9 protein-coding genes are annotated in these 15192 nt (G+C 72.4%); 4 read left to right on the top strand and 5 right to left on the bottom strand.

Annotation, left to right across the window (positions count from 1 at the left end; genetic code table 11):
- The first annotated feature begins 346 nt into the window (after nucleotides 1–346).
- Nucleotides 347–3142, top strand: a complete 2796-nt coding sequence (locus ACFV2J_RS22650; RefSeq protein ID WP_385440229.1) for a SpoIIE family protein phosphatase — start codon at nucleotides 347–349, stop codon at nucleotides 3140–3142.
- Here ACFV2J_RS22650 and ACFV2J_RS22645 read toward each other — a convergent pair.
- Nucleotides 3105–4976 (bottom strand): hypothetical protein, encoded by a 1872-nt coding sequence (locus tag ACFV2J_RS22645; protein ID WP_385440227.1) that lies wholly within the window; start codon nucleotides 4974–4976, stop codon nucleotides 3105–3107. The two genes, ACFV2J_RS22650 and ACFV2J_RS22645, sit on opposite strands and share 38 nt — an antisense overlap.
- A gap of 312 nt (nucleotides 4977–5288) precedes the next feature.
- On the opposite strand from ACFV2J_RS22645, the gene ACFV2J_RS22640 reads away from it, so the two are divergent.
- The gene (locus tag ACFV2J_RS22640; RefSeq protein WP_385440225.1) at nucleotides 5289–6428 is read left to right on the top strand and encodes a hypothetical protein; all 1140 of its coding nucleotides are present in this window, start codon (nucleotides 5289–5291) and stop codon (nucleotides 6426–6428) included.
- Nucleotides 6429–6462: 34 nt separating this feature from the next.
- On the opposite strand, the gene ACFV2J_RS22635 is transcribed toward ACFV2J_RS22640, so the two are convergent.
- Genes ACFV2J_RS22635 through ACFV2J_RS22620 form a run of 4 tightly spaced genes read right to left on the bottom strand, consistent with a single transcriptional unit; the run spans nucleotide 6463 to nucleotide 10302 of the window.
- Nucleotides 6463–7233 carry a succinate dehydrogenase/fumarate reductase iron-sulfur subunit gene (locus ACFV2J_RS22635; protein WP_385090912.1) on the bottom strand — a complete coding sequence of 257 codons (771 nt, stop codon included), beginning with the start codon at nucleotides 7231–7233 and terminating at the stop codon, nucleotides 6463–6465.
- Nucleotides 7230–9173 (bottom strand): fumarate reductase/succinate dehydrogenase flavoprotein subunit, encoded by a 1944-nt coding sequence (locus tag ACFV2J_RS22630; protein ID WP_385440223.1) that lies wholly within the window; start codon nucleotides 9171–9173, stop codon nucleotides 7230–7232. The genes ACFV2J_RS22635 and ACFV2J_RS22630 overlap by 4 nt, the downstream gene beginning before the upstream one ends.
- Nucleotides 9173–9994, bottom strand: a complete 822-nt coding sequence (locus ACFV2J_RS22625) for a hypothetical protein (RefSeq protein WP_385090906.1) — start codon at nucleotides 9992–9994, stop codon at nucleotides 9173–9175. Before ACFV2J_RS22625 ends, ACFV2J_RS22630 begins: the two co-directional genes overlap by 1 nt.
- Nucleotides 9995–10014: 20 nt before the next feature.
- Nucleotides 10015–10302 (bottom strand): hypothetical protein, encoded by a 288-nt coding sequence (locus ACFV2J_RS22620; RefSeq protein WP_385090904.1) that lies wholly within the window; start codon nucleotides 10300–10302, stop codon nucleotides 10015–10017.
- Between the two features lie 388 nt (nucleotides 10303–10690).
- Between ACFV2J_RS22620 and ACFV2J_RS22615 the strand changes: the two genes are divergently transcribed.
- Both ACFV2J_RS22615 and typA read left to right on the top strand, forming a co-directional pair.
- A complete protein-coding gene (locus ACFV2J_RS22615; protein ID WP_385090901.1) occupies nucleotides 10691–12988 on the top strand; it encodes an ABC transporter family substrate-binding protein in 2298 nt (765 codons plus the stop codon).
- A 228-nt stretch (nucleotides 12989–13216) separates the two neighbouring features.
- Entirely contained in the window at nucleotides 13217–15124 is a 1908-nt protein-coding gene (typA, locus tag ACFV2J_RS22610) for a translational GTPase TypA (RefSeq protein ID WP_385090898.1), read from the top strand.
- Nucleotides 15125–15192 lie beyond the last annotated feature (68 nt).

The following is a 15192-nucleotide window of genomic DNA, read 5'->3' as shown; positions in this document are numbered from 1 at the left end:
CCGACTGAGGGACCGTCGGAAGTCCCTCCGAGCCGCCCTGTCGGCCGTCCGTCCGAGAGTCCGTGCGCGGTGTGTCCCGGGGCCCGTGGGCCGTCCGTCTGAGGGTCCGTCGGACGGAGGGCGGGGCGGTCGATCGATTCGCGCCACGAGTGTTGTCCGGAGTCTTTGATTCGATGGGGCGCCACCTGGTTAGAAGACTGGGAGTATGTCGCGGCCGGTCCAAAAACCATCGGGACCGTGCTGTGATCGTGAACACCGTGTTGTGCGGCGCCGTAGTGCTGGATACTGCGGGCAGCCGCCCCCGGTGACCGGTGCCGGGCGCGGTGAGCTGGAGGGGACGGTTCGCGTGAGCGAGATACCAGCGAAGGCCACGGAGTCCGAGGACCCGTCGGACGGCGCGAGGGCTGAGGCCGCGGTCGATTCCGCCATGGCCGCGGCGCCGGGCGACGCGGCTGCCGGCGGCCCGAGCGACGGCGGCCCGAGCGACGGCGTCGCGGACGACGCGACGAGCGGTGCGACGGACGGCACCGACGGCGGAGCCACGGGCGACGCCCCGGCCGGGACACCGGTCCGGGCGACGTCCGGCACGTCCGTCGAGGTGCCTGTCGAGGCACCCGTCGAACCCCCGGCCGAGGCGGCCGGCGAGGTGGTGTGGCAGAGCAGTCCACCCGGCTCCATGTACGACTACATCAAGGTTGCCTCGTTCTCCATCGGCGCCGACGGACTCGTCGACCAGTGGAGTCTGCGTGCCGAGCAGCTCTTCGGGATATCCGCGGAGCGCGCCGTGGGCATGGACCCCATCGAGGCGTTCGTCGCCGCCGACCGGCGCGAGTTCGGGCAGCGCAAGATGGCGGAGATCCTGGACGGCCGCGAGTGGACCGGTGTGGTCCCCTTCCGGATGCCGCCCTCCGACAGCGGCGACGAGGGCGCCGAGGGCCTCGCCGAGGTCTATGTGATGCCCACCACGACGGAGGACGGTGAGCGGGCCGCCGTCTGCATCGTCGTGGACGTCCGGACCCTGCGCCGGATCGAGACCGACCTCGCCGCCTCGCAGGCGATTTTCGGTCAATCTCCGTTCGGCTTCCTCCTGATCGACACGGACCTCCGCGTCCGTCGCGCCAACCAGCGATTCGCCTCCGTGTTCGGCGGCGACGTCGACGGCCACCGGGGCCGCACGGTCCACGACTACCTGCCGCGCTCCGAGGCCGAGCGCGTCGCCGCGACCCTGCGGCGGGTCCTGGAGACCGGCGACTCCATCACGGACATGCATGTCGCCGGATTCGTGCCCGGCTCCGAGGAGCGCCGTCACTGGTCGGTCAACCTCTACCGCGTCCACAGCGGCAGCGGCCGCCCCATCGGCATCGCCTGGCTCGGAACCGACATCACCAGCCGTCGCGCCGCGGCGCGTGAAGCGGCCGCCGCGCGCCGCAACCTCGCCCTGCTGAACGAGGCGGGCGCCCGCATCGGCAACTCCCTCGACCTGGAGACCACCGCCCGCGAGCTGCTGGACGTCGTCGTGCCCGGCTTCTGCGACCTCGCGACCGTCGACCTCTACCAGGGACTGCTGGCGGGCGACGAGACGCCACCCGGGTTCGCCGACGGCAGCGCGGAGCTGCGCCGGGTCGCCTTCGCCAGCGCCGTCTCCGACGCGCCGTTCGTCGGCGGACCTGCCCCGGTCGCCGTCGGTGCCGTCCACCACTTCCCGTTCAACTCGCCCTGCGCGGACGCCCTGCGCACCGCACGCCCCCAGCACGTCCCCGCCGAGGAGGGCGGGCTCATCCAGTCCACGCTCGCCGTGCCGATGGTCGCGCACGACACCGTCGTCGGGCTCGCGCAGTTCTCCCGTACGAAGGGCAGCGAGCCGTTCGGCGACCGCGACCGGTCCCTCGCGGTGGAGCTCGCGGCCCGTGCCGCGGTCTGCATCGACAACGCCCGCCTGTACCGCCGCGAGCACGAACGCGCCCTGATCCTGCAGCGCTCCCTGCTGCCGCCGGGCGACCCGGAGGCCTCCGGCCTCGACATCGCCTGCCGCTATCTGCCCGGGAACGCGGCCACCGAGGTCGGCGGTGACTGGTTCGACGTCATCGAACTCCCCGGTCACCGCACGGCGCTGGTGGTCGGCGACGTCATGGGTCGCGGCCTGCGCGCCGCCGTCGCGATGGGCGAACTCCGCACGGCCGTAAGGACCTTGGCGCTCCTCGACCTCGAACCGGCCGAGGTGCTCTCGGCGTTGGACGAGATCGCCCGCGGCCTGGGCACCCCGGGCGGTGTCCAGCAGGCGACCCGCGCGGCCCGCCAGCCCCGTGACGCCGACCTCTCCGAGGTGTATCTCGCGACCTGCGTGTACGCGGTCTACGACTCCGTGACCCGCAGGATCACCTTCGCCAACGCCGGCCATCTGCCGCCCGTGCTGGTGGAGCCCGGCGAGAGCGCGCTGATGCTCGACGTGCCGCCGGGCATGCCGCTGGGCGTGGGAGGCGAACCCTTCGAGGAGGTCGAGGTCGAACTACCCGAAGGTGCCCTTCTCGCGCTCTACACGGATGGACTGGTCGAATCGCGCGACCATCCCCTCGACGAGGGCCTCCAGGCCTTCGTCGGGGCGCTGACGGACCCCTCCCGCCCGCTGGAGGACGTCTGCGACCACGTCCTCAACACCCTCGACACCCACCACGGTGAGGACGACATCGCGCTGCTGATGGCGCGCGTCCAGGGGCTGCCCGCCGATTCCGTCGGCGACTGGACCCTGCCCCGGGAGCCGCGCAGTGTGGGCCGGGCCCGCGAGTACGCCCGTACCCAGCTCACCGCCTGGGACCTGGAGCCGCTCGTCGACACCGCCGAGTTGCTGGTCAGCGAACTGGTGACGAACGCCCTGCGGTACGGCGAGGGCGAGATCCGGCTGCGGCTGCTGCTCGACCGGACACTCGTGTGCGAGGTCTGGGACGCGGGCCTCGTGCAGCCGCGCCGCCGCCGCGCCCGGGACACGGACGAGGGCGGCCGTGGTCTGCAACTCGTCGGCCTGCTCTCCGCCGCGTGGGGCTCACGGCGCACGCCGCGGGGCAAGACGGTCTGGTTCGAACTGCCCCTGCCGGACGGCGGGACGACGCTCACGGACCCGGCGGAGGCGTTGCTGAGCCTGTTCTGACCGGTGCGGGGGCGGACACCGCCCGGCGGTAGCGCGTACGCGGCCCGCCGAAGCTCGCGACACCGAGGGTGTCGTCGCCACCGGTCGCGCCGCCGACGGAAGCGACGTCACCGGAAGCGATGCCACTCGGGGTGTCGTCGCCCGGGTCCGGGACTCCGCCCGGGTCCGGGACTCCGCCCGGGTCCGGGACTCCGCCCGGGTCCGGGACTCCGCCCGGGTCCGGGACTCCGCCCGGGTCCGGGGTTCCGCCCGGGTCCGGAAGTCCGCCTGGGTCCCGGCTCCCGCCGGGCTCCAGGCTCCCGCCGGGCTCCAGGCTCCCGCGCAGGATCCCGCCGAGTACGGCGCCGCGGACTCCGTCGTCCTCCGGCCCGGCGTACGGATTGCCGTACGTCCGTACGTCCCGCTCCGCGAGCCGCCGGGCCTCCCCGGCGAGCGCGTCGGCCCGCTGGACGTCGGCGATGGCGAGCGGCGAGCGCGCGAGACGGCGTTCCGCCTCCGCCAGCCGGGTCCGGGCCCCGGGGCCCACCACCGCCCGGTGCGTCGTGACGAAGTCGTCCGCGGCCGTCACGGCGCCGCGGGCCGGCGCGAACGCCTCGTCGAGCAGCGCCCGGTCGCGCTCCTCGTCCCGGCCCAGGGCCGCGACGTCGACCGCCGCCGCGGTGGCCCGGACCAGCCGGCGCAGGGCGTCGAGAGGGTCGTACGGCCCGTTCGCCGCTTCCCGGCGTACGTCCGCGACGACCGACCCGGCGTGCGCCACACGACCGGACAGCGCACCGCCGACCGCGCCGGCCGGAACCGTCCGGGCCCGTTCGAGATCGGCGTCCGTGCCGGCCAGCGCGGCGGGCAACCGCGCCTCGGCCGCGGCGAGTTCGGCGGCCAGCCGGTCGACGCCGGTGAGCAGGACGTCCGCCTGGCCGATGGCTCCCTCGGCGGCGCGCAGATGCGCCGCGGCCCGCGCGACCTCGTTCCGGTCGAGCGCCTGCCGGGCCCGGTTGAGATGGGTCGTGGCGAACACGAGCCTGTCCTTGGCCTGTTCGACGTGGCCGGCCACGGGCAGGTACGCCGACGGCGCGTACCGCTCGTGGAGACCCGCGAGTGTCGCCTGCGCGCCGGTCGTGCGGCCGGCGAGTTCACGGAAGCGCGCCTCCGCCGACTCCAGCGCGGCGGGCGAGGACCGTTCCAGGGCGCGCAGCAGGTCGAAGCCGGCCGCCTCCGCGTCCAGCCGCCGCCCCGCCTCCGCGCACCGGGCGCGGATCTCCTCCAGCGTCCGCCGCCGCGTCTCGTCGTCGGGCGCGGTGTCGTCCAGCCGCTGTCGCAGCAGGAAGGCCACCATCAGCTCGGAGCGCGCGAACGCCACCGCCTCCGCGTAGGCCCCGACCGCCTCCTGGCCGAACAGGGCCGCCACCGAGGCGAGTTCCTCGGCACTGGTGCGCACGCAGTCGTCGGTCACGACGAGCGACTGCCCGGCGAGCCGGTCGAGTTCGGCGAGCGGCACGGTTCCCGGGACGGCCTTGCCGGGGGTCGTACGGGTCCTCGCGCGGCGTATTCGCCGGGTGGAGGCGTACGCGGCGAGCGAGCCGGCGACGAGCACCGCGACGAGGGGCAGCACCAGGTCGGCGGCGGACGTACCGGCCCCCTGCCCGGGCGCCGCCGACACCTCCTCGACGACCTGCCCCTTCCCCGCCCACTCCGGAGGATCCCCGTCGCCCGGCCGGGCGACGAGCAGCAGCAGCCACCCCAGCGCCATCAGCCCCCCGAGCACGGCGTGTGCCACCCGCACGGCTATGGAGGACGTGGCTCGGCGCGACCGGTTCCGGCTCAGGGGCGACGTCACATTTGGGAGCGTATGGCCGCTCGCGCGAGGACGCGACCGGGGTGCGCCGAGCCGGGCGCGCCTAAGGTACGGGGGATACGGGGGCATACGGAGGGGGCGCGGGGGATGGGTACGGAGCGGACGGAACCGGGGACGGGGCGGGGCGGGGAACCGGACAGGGAGGACGGACCGGCACCGATACCGACTCCGGCACCGGCACCGGCACCGGCCGAATCGGACCGAGCGGAAGCGCCGGAGACAGGGACGGGAGCGCCGGACGTACGGACGGCAGCGCCGGACGCGCCGGCCCGGGATACCGGCGAGGCCGCGGATGTGTCCGCCGGGAACCCGGACGCGTCGGGCGAGGCCGCGGACGGGTCGGCCGGGGAGCCGGTCACGCGTACGGGTTCCGCCCCCACCCCCCGCGCCCCCACCCCGCTCCGGCGCCTGGCCGGTGTCTGGCGTCGGCCTGCCCTGCGATGGCCCAAGCGCATCGCGTCGGCGGTGGTCCTGGTCGTACTGCTCGCGCTCCTCGCGGCGGGCGTCTCCCTGCGCGTCAACTACGCCGGCGACCCGGCCGCCGGTACGTACACGCGACACCGTGACGCCCTGTGGATGGGCCACGCATGGGTCGACGGCCGTAAGAAGGACGCGGACGTCGAAGCGCTGGCGGCGCGGCTGCGCACGACCGGCGTCCGGGACCTGTACGTGCACGCGGGCCCCCTGGAGCACGACGGGACGCTGCCCGTGTCCGCGTACCCGGAGGCGCGCCGGCTCATCGGCGCAATCCACCGGGAGCTGCCCGGCGTCCGCGTCCAGGCCTGGCTGGGTGACGAACTCGCGACCGAGGGCCCGGTCGGACTGCGCCTGGAACGCGCCGCGACCCGGGCCGCCGTGGTCCGCTCCGCCGGGCAGGTCCTCGACGCCGGATTCGACGGAGCCCACTTCGACCTGGAACCGCTCCACTCCGGCGACGCGGACTATCTCTCCCTCCTCGGAGACCTGCGCCGCGTCACCCGCGCCCACGGCGCCCTGCTCTCCGTGGCCGCGCACCAGATCGACCCGCTGCCGTCGCTGCACTCCGTCTGGGGCACCGTCACGGGACACCCCAAGTGGTGGTCCCAGGCGTTCTTCGGCCAGGTCGCCCGCCGGGTCGACCAGATCGCCGTGATGTCGTACGACACGGCGATGCCGCTGGAGAGCCTGTACGGCGGTTATGTCGCCCAGCAGACCTCGCTCGCGCTGGAGGTCACTCCGAAGACGACCGACCTGCTGATGGGCATGCCGTTCTACTACGAGGACGACATGTCCCACCACGGTTCGGCGGAGACGGTCGAGGCGGCCGTCCGGGGCGTCCGTCTCGGTCTCTCCCGCACCGACCGCACGCGCGCGAACTTCGGTGTGGCCGCGTACGTGGACTTCGCCGCCCGGGAGAAGGACTGGACGCAGTACCGGCGAGGCTGGGTCCGCTGACCGCGCGCGGCGGCCCGCCGTCCGGGCCGCCCCGTTACGCCTCCCGCCTCCTGATCTTCGAGCCCAGCCACACCAGCGGGTCGTACTTGCGGTCGACCGCCCGTTCCTTCAGGGGGATCAGGGCGTTGTCCGTGATTTTGATGCCCTCCGGGCAGACCTCCGTGCAGCACTTGGTGATGTTGCAGTAGCCGAGGCCGTGCTCGTCCTGCGCGGTCCGCTTGCGGTCCAGTCCGGTGTCGGCCGCGGCGTCCAGCGGGTGCATGTCGAGCTCCGCCACCCGCATCAGGAAGCGCGGCCCCGCGAACGCCGGTTTGTTCTCCTCGTGGTCGCGTACGACATGGCAGGTGTCCTGGCACAGGAAGCACTCGATGCACTTGCGGAACTCCTGCGAACGGTCCACGTCCTCCTGCTGCATCCGGTACTCGCCGGGTCCGAGTCCGGCCGGCGGCACGAAGGCGGGCACCTCCCGCGCCTTCGCGTAGTTGAAGCCGACGTCCGTGACGAGATCCCGGACGACGGGGAAGGCACGCAGCGGCGTGACGGTGATCGTCTCCTCCCGGGTGAACACCGACATCCGGGTCATGCACATCAGCCGGGGGCGTCCGTTGATCTCCGCCGAGCACGAACCGCACTTGCCCGCCTTGCAGTTCCAGCGGACGGCCAGATCGGGGACCTGGGTCGCCTGGAGGCGGTGGATGATGTCGAGCACCACCTCACCGTCGTTGACGTCGACCGCGAAGTCCTCCAGGCCACCGCCCTTCACATCCCCGCGCCACACCTTGAAGCGGGCCTCGTAGCTGCTCACTCGTAGAGCTCCTCTTCGGCGAGGTACTTGACCAGCTCCTCCTTCTCGAAGAGGGCGAGCAGGTCGGGGCGGACGGGTTCGGTGTTCTCGCGGGTGAGGTCGATCTGGCCGCGTACCGGGTCGGTCGCCGCGAGGCCGCCGGTGGGATCCGCCAGCCGGCACAGCAGGTTGACCCGGCGCCAGACCCGCTCCATCACCGGATGGTCCTCGCGGGTGTGGCCGCCGCGGGACTCCGTGCGCTCCAGGGCGGCGCGGGCCACGCACTCGCTGACCAGCAGCATGTTGCGCAGGTCGAGGGCGAGATGCCAGCCGGGGTTGAACTGCCGGTGCCCCTCGACGCCCGCCCGGCGGGCCCGTACCCGCAGGTCCGCGAGCTTCTCCAGGGCCTGTTCCATCTCGGCCTCGCGCCGGATGATGCCGACCAGGTCGTTCATGGCCTGCTGGAGTTCCTGGTGCAGGGTGTACGGGTTCTCCGGCGGCCGGCCGTTCTCCTCGCCGGGTACCGGACCCTCGGCGGAGAAGGGCCGCAGCGCCTCCGCGGCGGCCGTGTCGACCTGGGCGTCGTCGACGGCCGGGCGGTCCCCGGTGCGGCCCGCGGCGTACTCGGCGGCGTGCAGTCCCGCCCGCCGTCCGAACACCAGCAGGTCGGAGAGGGAGTTGCCGCCGAGCCGGTTGGAGCCGTGCATGCCGCCCGCGACCTCGCCGGCCGCGAACAGGCCGGGGACGCCGCGGGCCGCCGCCGACTCCGAGTCGACCGCGATGCCGCCCATGACGTAGTGGCAGGTGGGCCCGACCTCCATCGCCTCGGCGGTGATGTCGACGTCCGCCAGCTCCTTGAACTGGTGGTACATGGACGGCAGTCGGCGCCGGATGACGTCGGCGGGCATGCGCGTCGACACGTCGAGGAAGACGCCGCCGTGCGGCGATCCGCGGCCGGCCTTCACCTCGGAGTTGATGGCGCGCGCGACCTCGTCGCGGGGGAGCAGCTCGGGGGGACGCCGGTTGTGGTCCGGGTCCTCGTACCAGCGGTCGCCCTCCTCCTCGGACTGCGCGTACTTCTCCTTGAAGACGTCCGGGATGTAGTCGAACATGAACCGCTTGCCGTCGGAGTTGCGCAGCACGCCGCCGTCGCCGCGGACGGACTCCGTGACCAGGATGCCCTTCACCGACGGGGGCCAGACCATGCCCGTCGGGTGGAACTGCACGAACTCCATGTTGAGCAGCGGGGCGCCCGCCAGCAGCGCCAGCGCGTGGCCGTCGCCCGTGTACTCCCAGGAGTTGGACGTCACCTTGAAGGACTTGCCGATGCCGCCGGTGGCGATGACGACGGAGGGTGCCTCCAGGACGAAGAAGCGTCCGGACTCGCGCTCGTAGCAGAAGACCCCGGCGACGTGGTTGCCGTCCTTCAGGACCCGGGTGACGGTGCACTCCTGATAGACCTTCAGGCGGCTCTCGTAGTCGCCCGTCTCCTTCATGTCCTCCTGCTGGAGGGAGACGATCTTCTGCTGGAGGGTGCGGATGAGTTCGAGTCCCGTCCGGTCGCCGACATGGGCGAGCCGCGGGTACTCGTGTCCGCCGAAGTTGCGCTGGGATATCCGCCCGTCCGCCGTGCGGTCGAAGAGGGCGCCCCAGGTCTCCAGCTCCCAGACCCGGTCGGGGGCCTCGGTGGCGTGCAGCTCGGCCATCCGCCACTGGTTGAGGAACTTCCCGCCCCTCATGGTGTCGCGGAAGTGGACCTGCCAGTTGTCACCGGAGTTGACGTTGCCCATCGCGGCCGCGATGCCGCCCTCGGCCATCACCGTGTGCGCCTTGCCGAACAGCGACTTGCAGATGACGGCCGTACGGGCGCCGCGCTCGCGTGCCTCGATGGCGGCCCGCAGCCCCGCGCCGCCGGCGCCGACCACGACGACGTCCCACTCCTGTCGCTCGACCACGGACATCAGAAGAACCTCGGATCGTCGAAGGCGCCGGACGCGACCAGGAACACATAGAAGTCGGCGAGTGCCACGCTCACCAACGACGCCCAGGCGAGGAGCATGTGACGGGCGTTCAGTTTCCCGACCCACTGCCACATCCGGTAGCGCACGGGGTGCTTGGAGAAGTGTCTGAGCTTTCCGCCGACGATGTGCCGGCAGGAGTGGCAGGAGAGGGTGTACGCCCAGATCAGCGTGATGTTGAGCAGGAAGACCAGGGTGCCGAGGCCCATGTGTCCCCAGTGGTGGTGCTCGTCGCGGAAGGAGAGCACGGTGTCGTACGTGAGGGTGCCGGCGACGAGGATCGCGGCGTAGAAGAAGTACCGGTGGATGTTCTGGAGGATCAGCGGGAAGCGGGTCTCGCCGGTGTACTTCTTGTGCGGCTCCGCCACCGCGCAGGCCGGGGGAGACGCCCAGAAGCCGCGGTAGTAGGCCTTGCGGTAGTAGTAGCAGGTCAGCCGGAAGCCCAGCGGGAAGACCAGGATGATGATCGCGGGGGAGATGCCCCACCAGCTGCCGAACAGGTCCGCGTTCGGCCCCGCGTCCATGGCCCGGCAGCGCTCCGCGAGGCACGGGGAGTAGAACGGCGACACGTACGGCGCCGCGTAGTAGTCCGTGTCCGCGAAGGCCCGCCAGGTCGAGTACACGATGAAGGCCAGCAGCCCGGCCGCGGTCGCGGCGGGCGCCAGCCACCAGCGGTCGGTGCGCAGGTGCGGGGCGGCGATCGCGGCGCGCGTACCGGTCCGTACGCCGCCGCTGTTCGGATGGGGTTCCGTACCAGTGGCCAACTTATGACTCTCCGGTCGGGTCAGGGGGCGTGCCGGTCCCGGGCGCCGAGACCTTCGTCGTCCGAGTCCGTCCACAGGGAGCTGTCGTACGGGGTGTCGGGGATGGAGACGAGGTCGGGGCGCAGGGGTCGGGTGAGCCCGGGTGCGGATTCGCGCAGCAGCGCGACGCTTTCCCGCAGGTGGTCGGCGTCGGCGCGGACGCGGCGCATGTCGAGGCCGCCGCCGATCTGCTGTTCCAGGCGTCCCATCGACCTCAGCAGGTCGTCGAGACAGCGCTGGACCGACGTCAGTTCATCGTGCACGGACATGACTTGCCCTCACTTCCACGGGCTCTGCGGCCCAAGGCGGCAACGTTCATGCGCCTGCGAGTGTTGCGCGTCACATGAGCCCGTGTGAAGGCGTATGCACGGATTCCCGGATCGAACCCCCTCCGAGCGCGCCCCCGCACGCTCTGCGCGCGCCGGGCAGGCCGGGCCGCCGCCGCGATCCGGCGTTCCCGGTGCGGGGACAGAACCCTGCGGGGAGGGGCGCGCACGGAACGACACTGGGCCGTCCGGGTGGGATTTCGCGCGCCCCCGCCGTGTCGGCGCTCCCGCACACTCCCTCTCCCGTTCAGTGGGTGCATACATCTGATCAACCGCATATCCGACCAAAAATGATCAGACCCAGCCTGTCCCCCCACCGGAGGTTGCAGTGATGTCCCACGACGGCGTCGGACTGCGCGCGGTGATGCGCTCGGTCGCGTTCCTGACCGCGGGCGCGCTCGCGGTGCCCGTCCTGACCGCGTGCAGCGCCGACGACGAGGAGAAGGCCAGTCCCGTCGCCGCGCAGGACATCGCGCCCGCGGGCCGCAACCTGGTCACGGACGGCGGCACCCTGCGATGGGCGGTCGACGCCGTCCCGGCGACCCTCAACACCTTCCAGGCCGACGCCGACGCCACGACCTCGCGGGTCGCCGGTGCCGTGCTGCCCTCCCTGTACCGGCTCGACCGCAACGGCCGCCCGCAGCTCAACCCCGACTACCTGGAATCGGCCAAGGTCGTCGACGAGGAGCCCAAGCAGGTCGTGCTCTACAAGCTCAACCAGCAGGCGGTCTGGAGCGACGGCCGCGAGATCGGCGCCGACGACTTCGCGGCCCAGTGGCGCGCCCTGTCCGGCAAGGACAGCGCGTACTGGACGGCCCGCAACGCCGGGTACGACCGCATCGAGAAGATCGAGCGCGGCAAGAACAACCTGGAGGTCCGTGTCACCTTCAGCCGCCCCTACGCCGACTGGAAGTCGCTGTTCTCGCCGCTGTACCCGAAGGACGTCATGGGCGCCGCGGCCACCTTCAACGACGGCGCCCGCCGCGACCTGAAGGCCACCGCCGGCCCCTTCGCCCTCCAGAGCGTGGACGCCAAGTCCGGCGAGATCCACCTCACCCGCAACCCCCGCTGGTGGGGCCGTCCCGCCAAGCTCGCCGAGATCTCGCTGGTCGCCGTCCCGCGCGACCAGCGCACCACCGCGCTCGCGGCCGGCAAGATCGACATGGCCGACGTCGATCCCGAGCAGGCCGGCCGGATCACGCTCGCCGCCGGAGCCAAGGGCGGCACGGCGCTACAGGGCCCGGGCACCCCCGCCACCCCGGGCACTCCCGCCACCCCAGGCGCTCCCGCCACCCCGGGCAGCACGCTCAGCCCCGCCAAGGCGCTGCACTCCTGGGCCGTCGCCCACGGCTCCGACGAGGCCGCCGCCCGCGACGAGGCCGGAGCCCGCGAGAAGCTGCGCCAGGCCGCCGCCCAGTACGCCTCCGAGCAGAACGGCCTGAGCGGCTTCGTCGTCCGCAAGTCCCTCGAACCCGCGTACACCCAGCTCGCCCTGAACGGCTCCGAGGGACCCCTGGCCGACGAACGCGTGCGCCGCGCCGTCGCCCGCGCCCTCAACCGCGACGAACTCGCGCAGGCCGTGCTCAAGCCGCTGGGCCTGCCCGCCGTACCGGTCGGCAGTCACCTCGCACTCGCCGGCCAGCAGGCGTACGCCGACAACAGCGCGGCGCTCGGCGCCCCGGACGCCAAGGAGGCGCAGGCGCTGCTCCTGGACGCCGGCTGGGTGCCCGGGGGACCGGTGAAGGAGGAGAAGAAGGACAAGGACAAGGAGAAGAAGGCGGCCGGCCCCGAGGGCAGGAAGGCGGCGCCCGGGTCCGAGCCGGACTCCGACGACGGGACGTACATCGTCGGCGGGGACGACAAGCCGGCCGGGACCGACCGGGCGAAGGCGGACCCGGCCGACGAGCCCGAGCAGCACGGGACGAAGCACTCGGGCGAACAGGCGGCCACGCGGTTCGACGGCAAGCGGTACGCCCACCAGGACACCCGTCAGGGCGGGGCCCCCGGCGCCTACGCGCCCAAGGGCACGGCCGCCCCGGCGGGAGTGGAGTCCGGTGTGCTCGCCAAGAACGGCAAACCGCTGACACTCCGCTTCGTGCTGCCCTCCGGCCCCGGCTCGGAGTCGCTGAACACCGTCGCCGACCACATCTCGCGGATGCTCAAGCGCATCGGCATCCCCACGGAGACGACCAAGGTCGCGGGCGACAGCTACTTCAAGGACCACATCGCCTCCGGTCAGTACGACCTGGCGCTGTACTCCTGGCCCGCCTCGGCCTTCCCGGCCACCGACGCCCGCCCGATCTTCGCGAAGCCGGTCCCGGCCGCCGACGGCTCGCTCTCCGTCGAGCAGAACTACACCCGGGTCGGCACCGACCAGGTCGACCAGTTGTTCGACCAGGCCATGGGCACCCTGGACGAGGACGAGGAGCGGGCCCTGGTCCGCAAGGCCGACGCCCGGATCTGGGCCGCCGCAGGATCGATTCCTCTGTACCAGCGTCCCCAGCTCACCGCCGTCCGCCCGAACCTGGCGAACGCCGGCTCCTTCGGGTTCCAGACCCCTCTCTACGAGGACATGGGCTTCCTGAAGAAGGGCGTGAAGCCGTCGGCGACCCCCACCAGCACCCCCTGAGGGGTACGGGGCGCCGACGTCGAGCGGCTGCCCGCGGGCCTGCGCATCCGCGCGCCCGTGCCGGGCCCCGCCGACCCGCGCCCGCACGCCGCCCCCGCCGGGCCCGAACCCCCGGCGGGGGCGGCCTCCGTCAGGGCCACGTACGATGGGGTAAGGCCGTGGCGTGTTCAGCCCGGCAGGCCCCGCGCTGCGGAGGCCGTCCACTCACTCCGGGAGAAGCGCCTCAATATGGCCACGCGCCACGACATCCGCAACGTCGCCATCGTCGCCCACGTCGACCATGGCAAGACCACCCTGGTCGATGCCATGCTCAAGCAGGCCGGTGCCTTCGCCGCGCACGCCGCCGAGTCGCTTGACGACCGCATGATGGACTCGAACGACCTGGAGCGTGAGAAGGGCATCACGATCCTGGCCAAGAACACGGCCGTGAAGTACCACCCCAAGGACGGGGGCGAGGTCATCACGATCAACATCATCGACACCCCCGGCCACGCCGACTTCGGCGGCGAGGTCGAGCGCGGTCTGTCGATGGTGGACGCGGTCGTCCTCCTCGTCGACGCCTCCGAGGGTCCGCTGCCGCAGACCCGCTTCGTGCTGCGCAAGGCGCTCCAGGCCCGCCTGCCCGTCATCCTGTGCATCAACAAGACGGACCGGCCGGACTCGCGCATCGACGAGGTCGTGAACGAGGCGTACGACCTCTTCCTCGACCTCGACGCCGACGAGGACCAGATCGAGTTCCCGATCGTCTACGCGTGCGCGCGCGACGGCGTCGCCTCCCTGACCAAGCCCGCCGACGGCACGGTCCCGCAGGACAGCGACAGCCTGGAGCCGTTCTTCTCCACGATCCTGTCGCACGTCCCGGCCCCCGAGTACGACGAGGAGGCCCCGCTCCAGGCGCACGTCACCAACCTGGACGCCGACAACTTCCTCGGCCGTATCGCGCTGCTGCGCGTCGAGCAGGGCGAGCTGCGCAAGGGCCAGACCGTCACGTGGATCAAGCGCGACGGCACGATGTCCAACGTGCGCATCACCGAGCTGCTGATGACCGAGGCGCTCACCCGCAAGCCCGCCGAGAAGGCGGGCCCCGGTGACATCTGCGCCGTCGCCGGTATCCCGGACATCATGATCGGCGAGACCCTCGCCGACCCCGAGAACCCGATCGCGCTGCCGCTCATCACGGTCGACGAGCCGGCGATCTCGATGACGATCGGTACCAACACCTCGCCGCTGGTCGGCCGTGGCGGTACCGGCAAGGGCGCCGAGAACAAGGCCGCGGTCAAGGACCGCAAGGTCACCGCCCGCCAGGTCAAGGACCGGCTGGACCGCGAGCTGGTCGGTAACGTCTCGCTGCGGGTGCTCGACACCGAGCGTCCGGACGCGTGGGAGGTCCAGGGCCGTGGTGAGCTCGCGCTCGCCATCCTGGTCGAGCAGATGCGCCGCGAGGGCTTCGAGCTGACCATCGGCAAGCCGCAGGTGGTCACCCAGGAGATCGACGGCAAGGTCCACGAGCCCGTCGAGCGCATGACGGTCGACGTGCCCGAGGAGCACATGGGCGCGGTCACGCAGCTCATGGGTGTCCGCAAGGGCCGGATGGACAACATGTCCAACCACGGTTCGGGCTGGGTCCGCATGGAGTTCGTCGTCCCCTCCCGCGGCCTCATCGGCTTCCGTACGGAGTTCCTGACCGGCACCCGGGGCACGGGCATCGCCCACTCCATCCACGAGGGTCACGAGCCCTGGTTCGGCGTGCTGGCCACCCGTAACAACGGCTCGCTGGTCGCCGACCGCGCCGGTGCCGTCACCGCGTTCGCGATGACGAACCTCCAGGAGCGCGGCGTGCTGTTCACCGACCCCGGCACCGAGGTGTACGAGGGCATGATCGTCGGCGAGAACTCGCGCGCCGACGACATGGACGTGAACATCACCAAGGAGAAGAAGCTCACGAACATGCGGTCGTCCTCGGCCGACTCGTTCGAGGCGATCGTCCCGCCCCGCAAGCTCTCCCTGGAGCAGTCCCTGGAGTTCTGCCGCGACGACGAGTGCGTCGAGGTGACCCCGGAGGCCGTCCGTATCCGCAAGGTCAACCTGGACGGCCGCGAGCGCGCCCGCGCCGCGAGCCGCGCCAAGAACGGCTGATCCGGCGGGGGGGGGGGGGGGGCGGGGGGGGCGGCGCCCCCCGCGGGCCGGCGGCGCGCGGCCGCGCC

The sequence above is a fragment of the Streptomyces sp. NPDC059668 genome (assembly GCF_042734135.1).
GTDB lineage: Bacteria > Actinomycetota > Actinomycetes > Streptomycetales > Streptomycetaceae > Streptomyces.
Note: the sequence above shows the minus strand (reverse complement) of the source record. Positions and strands in the feature narration are given on the sequence as shown.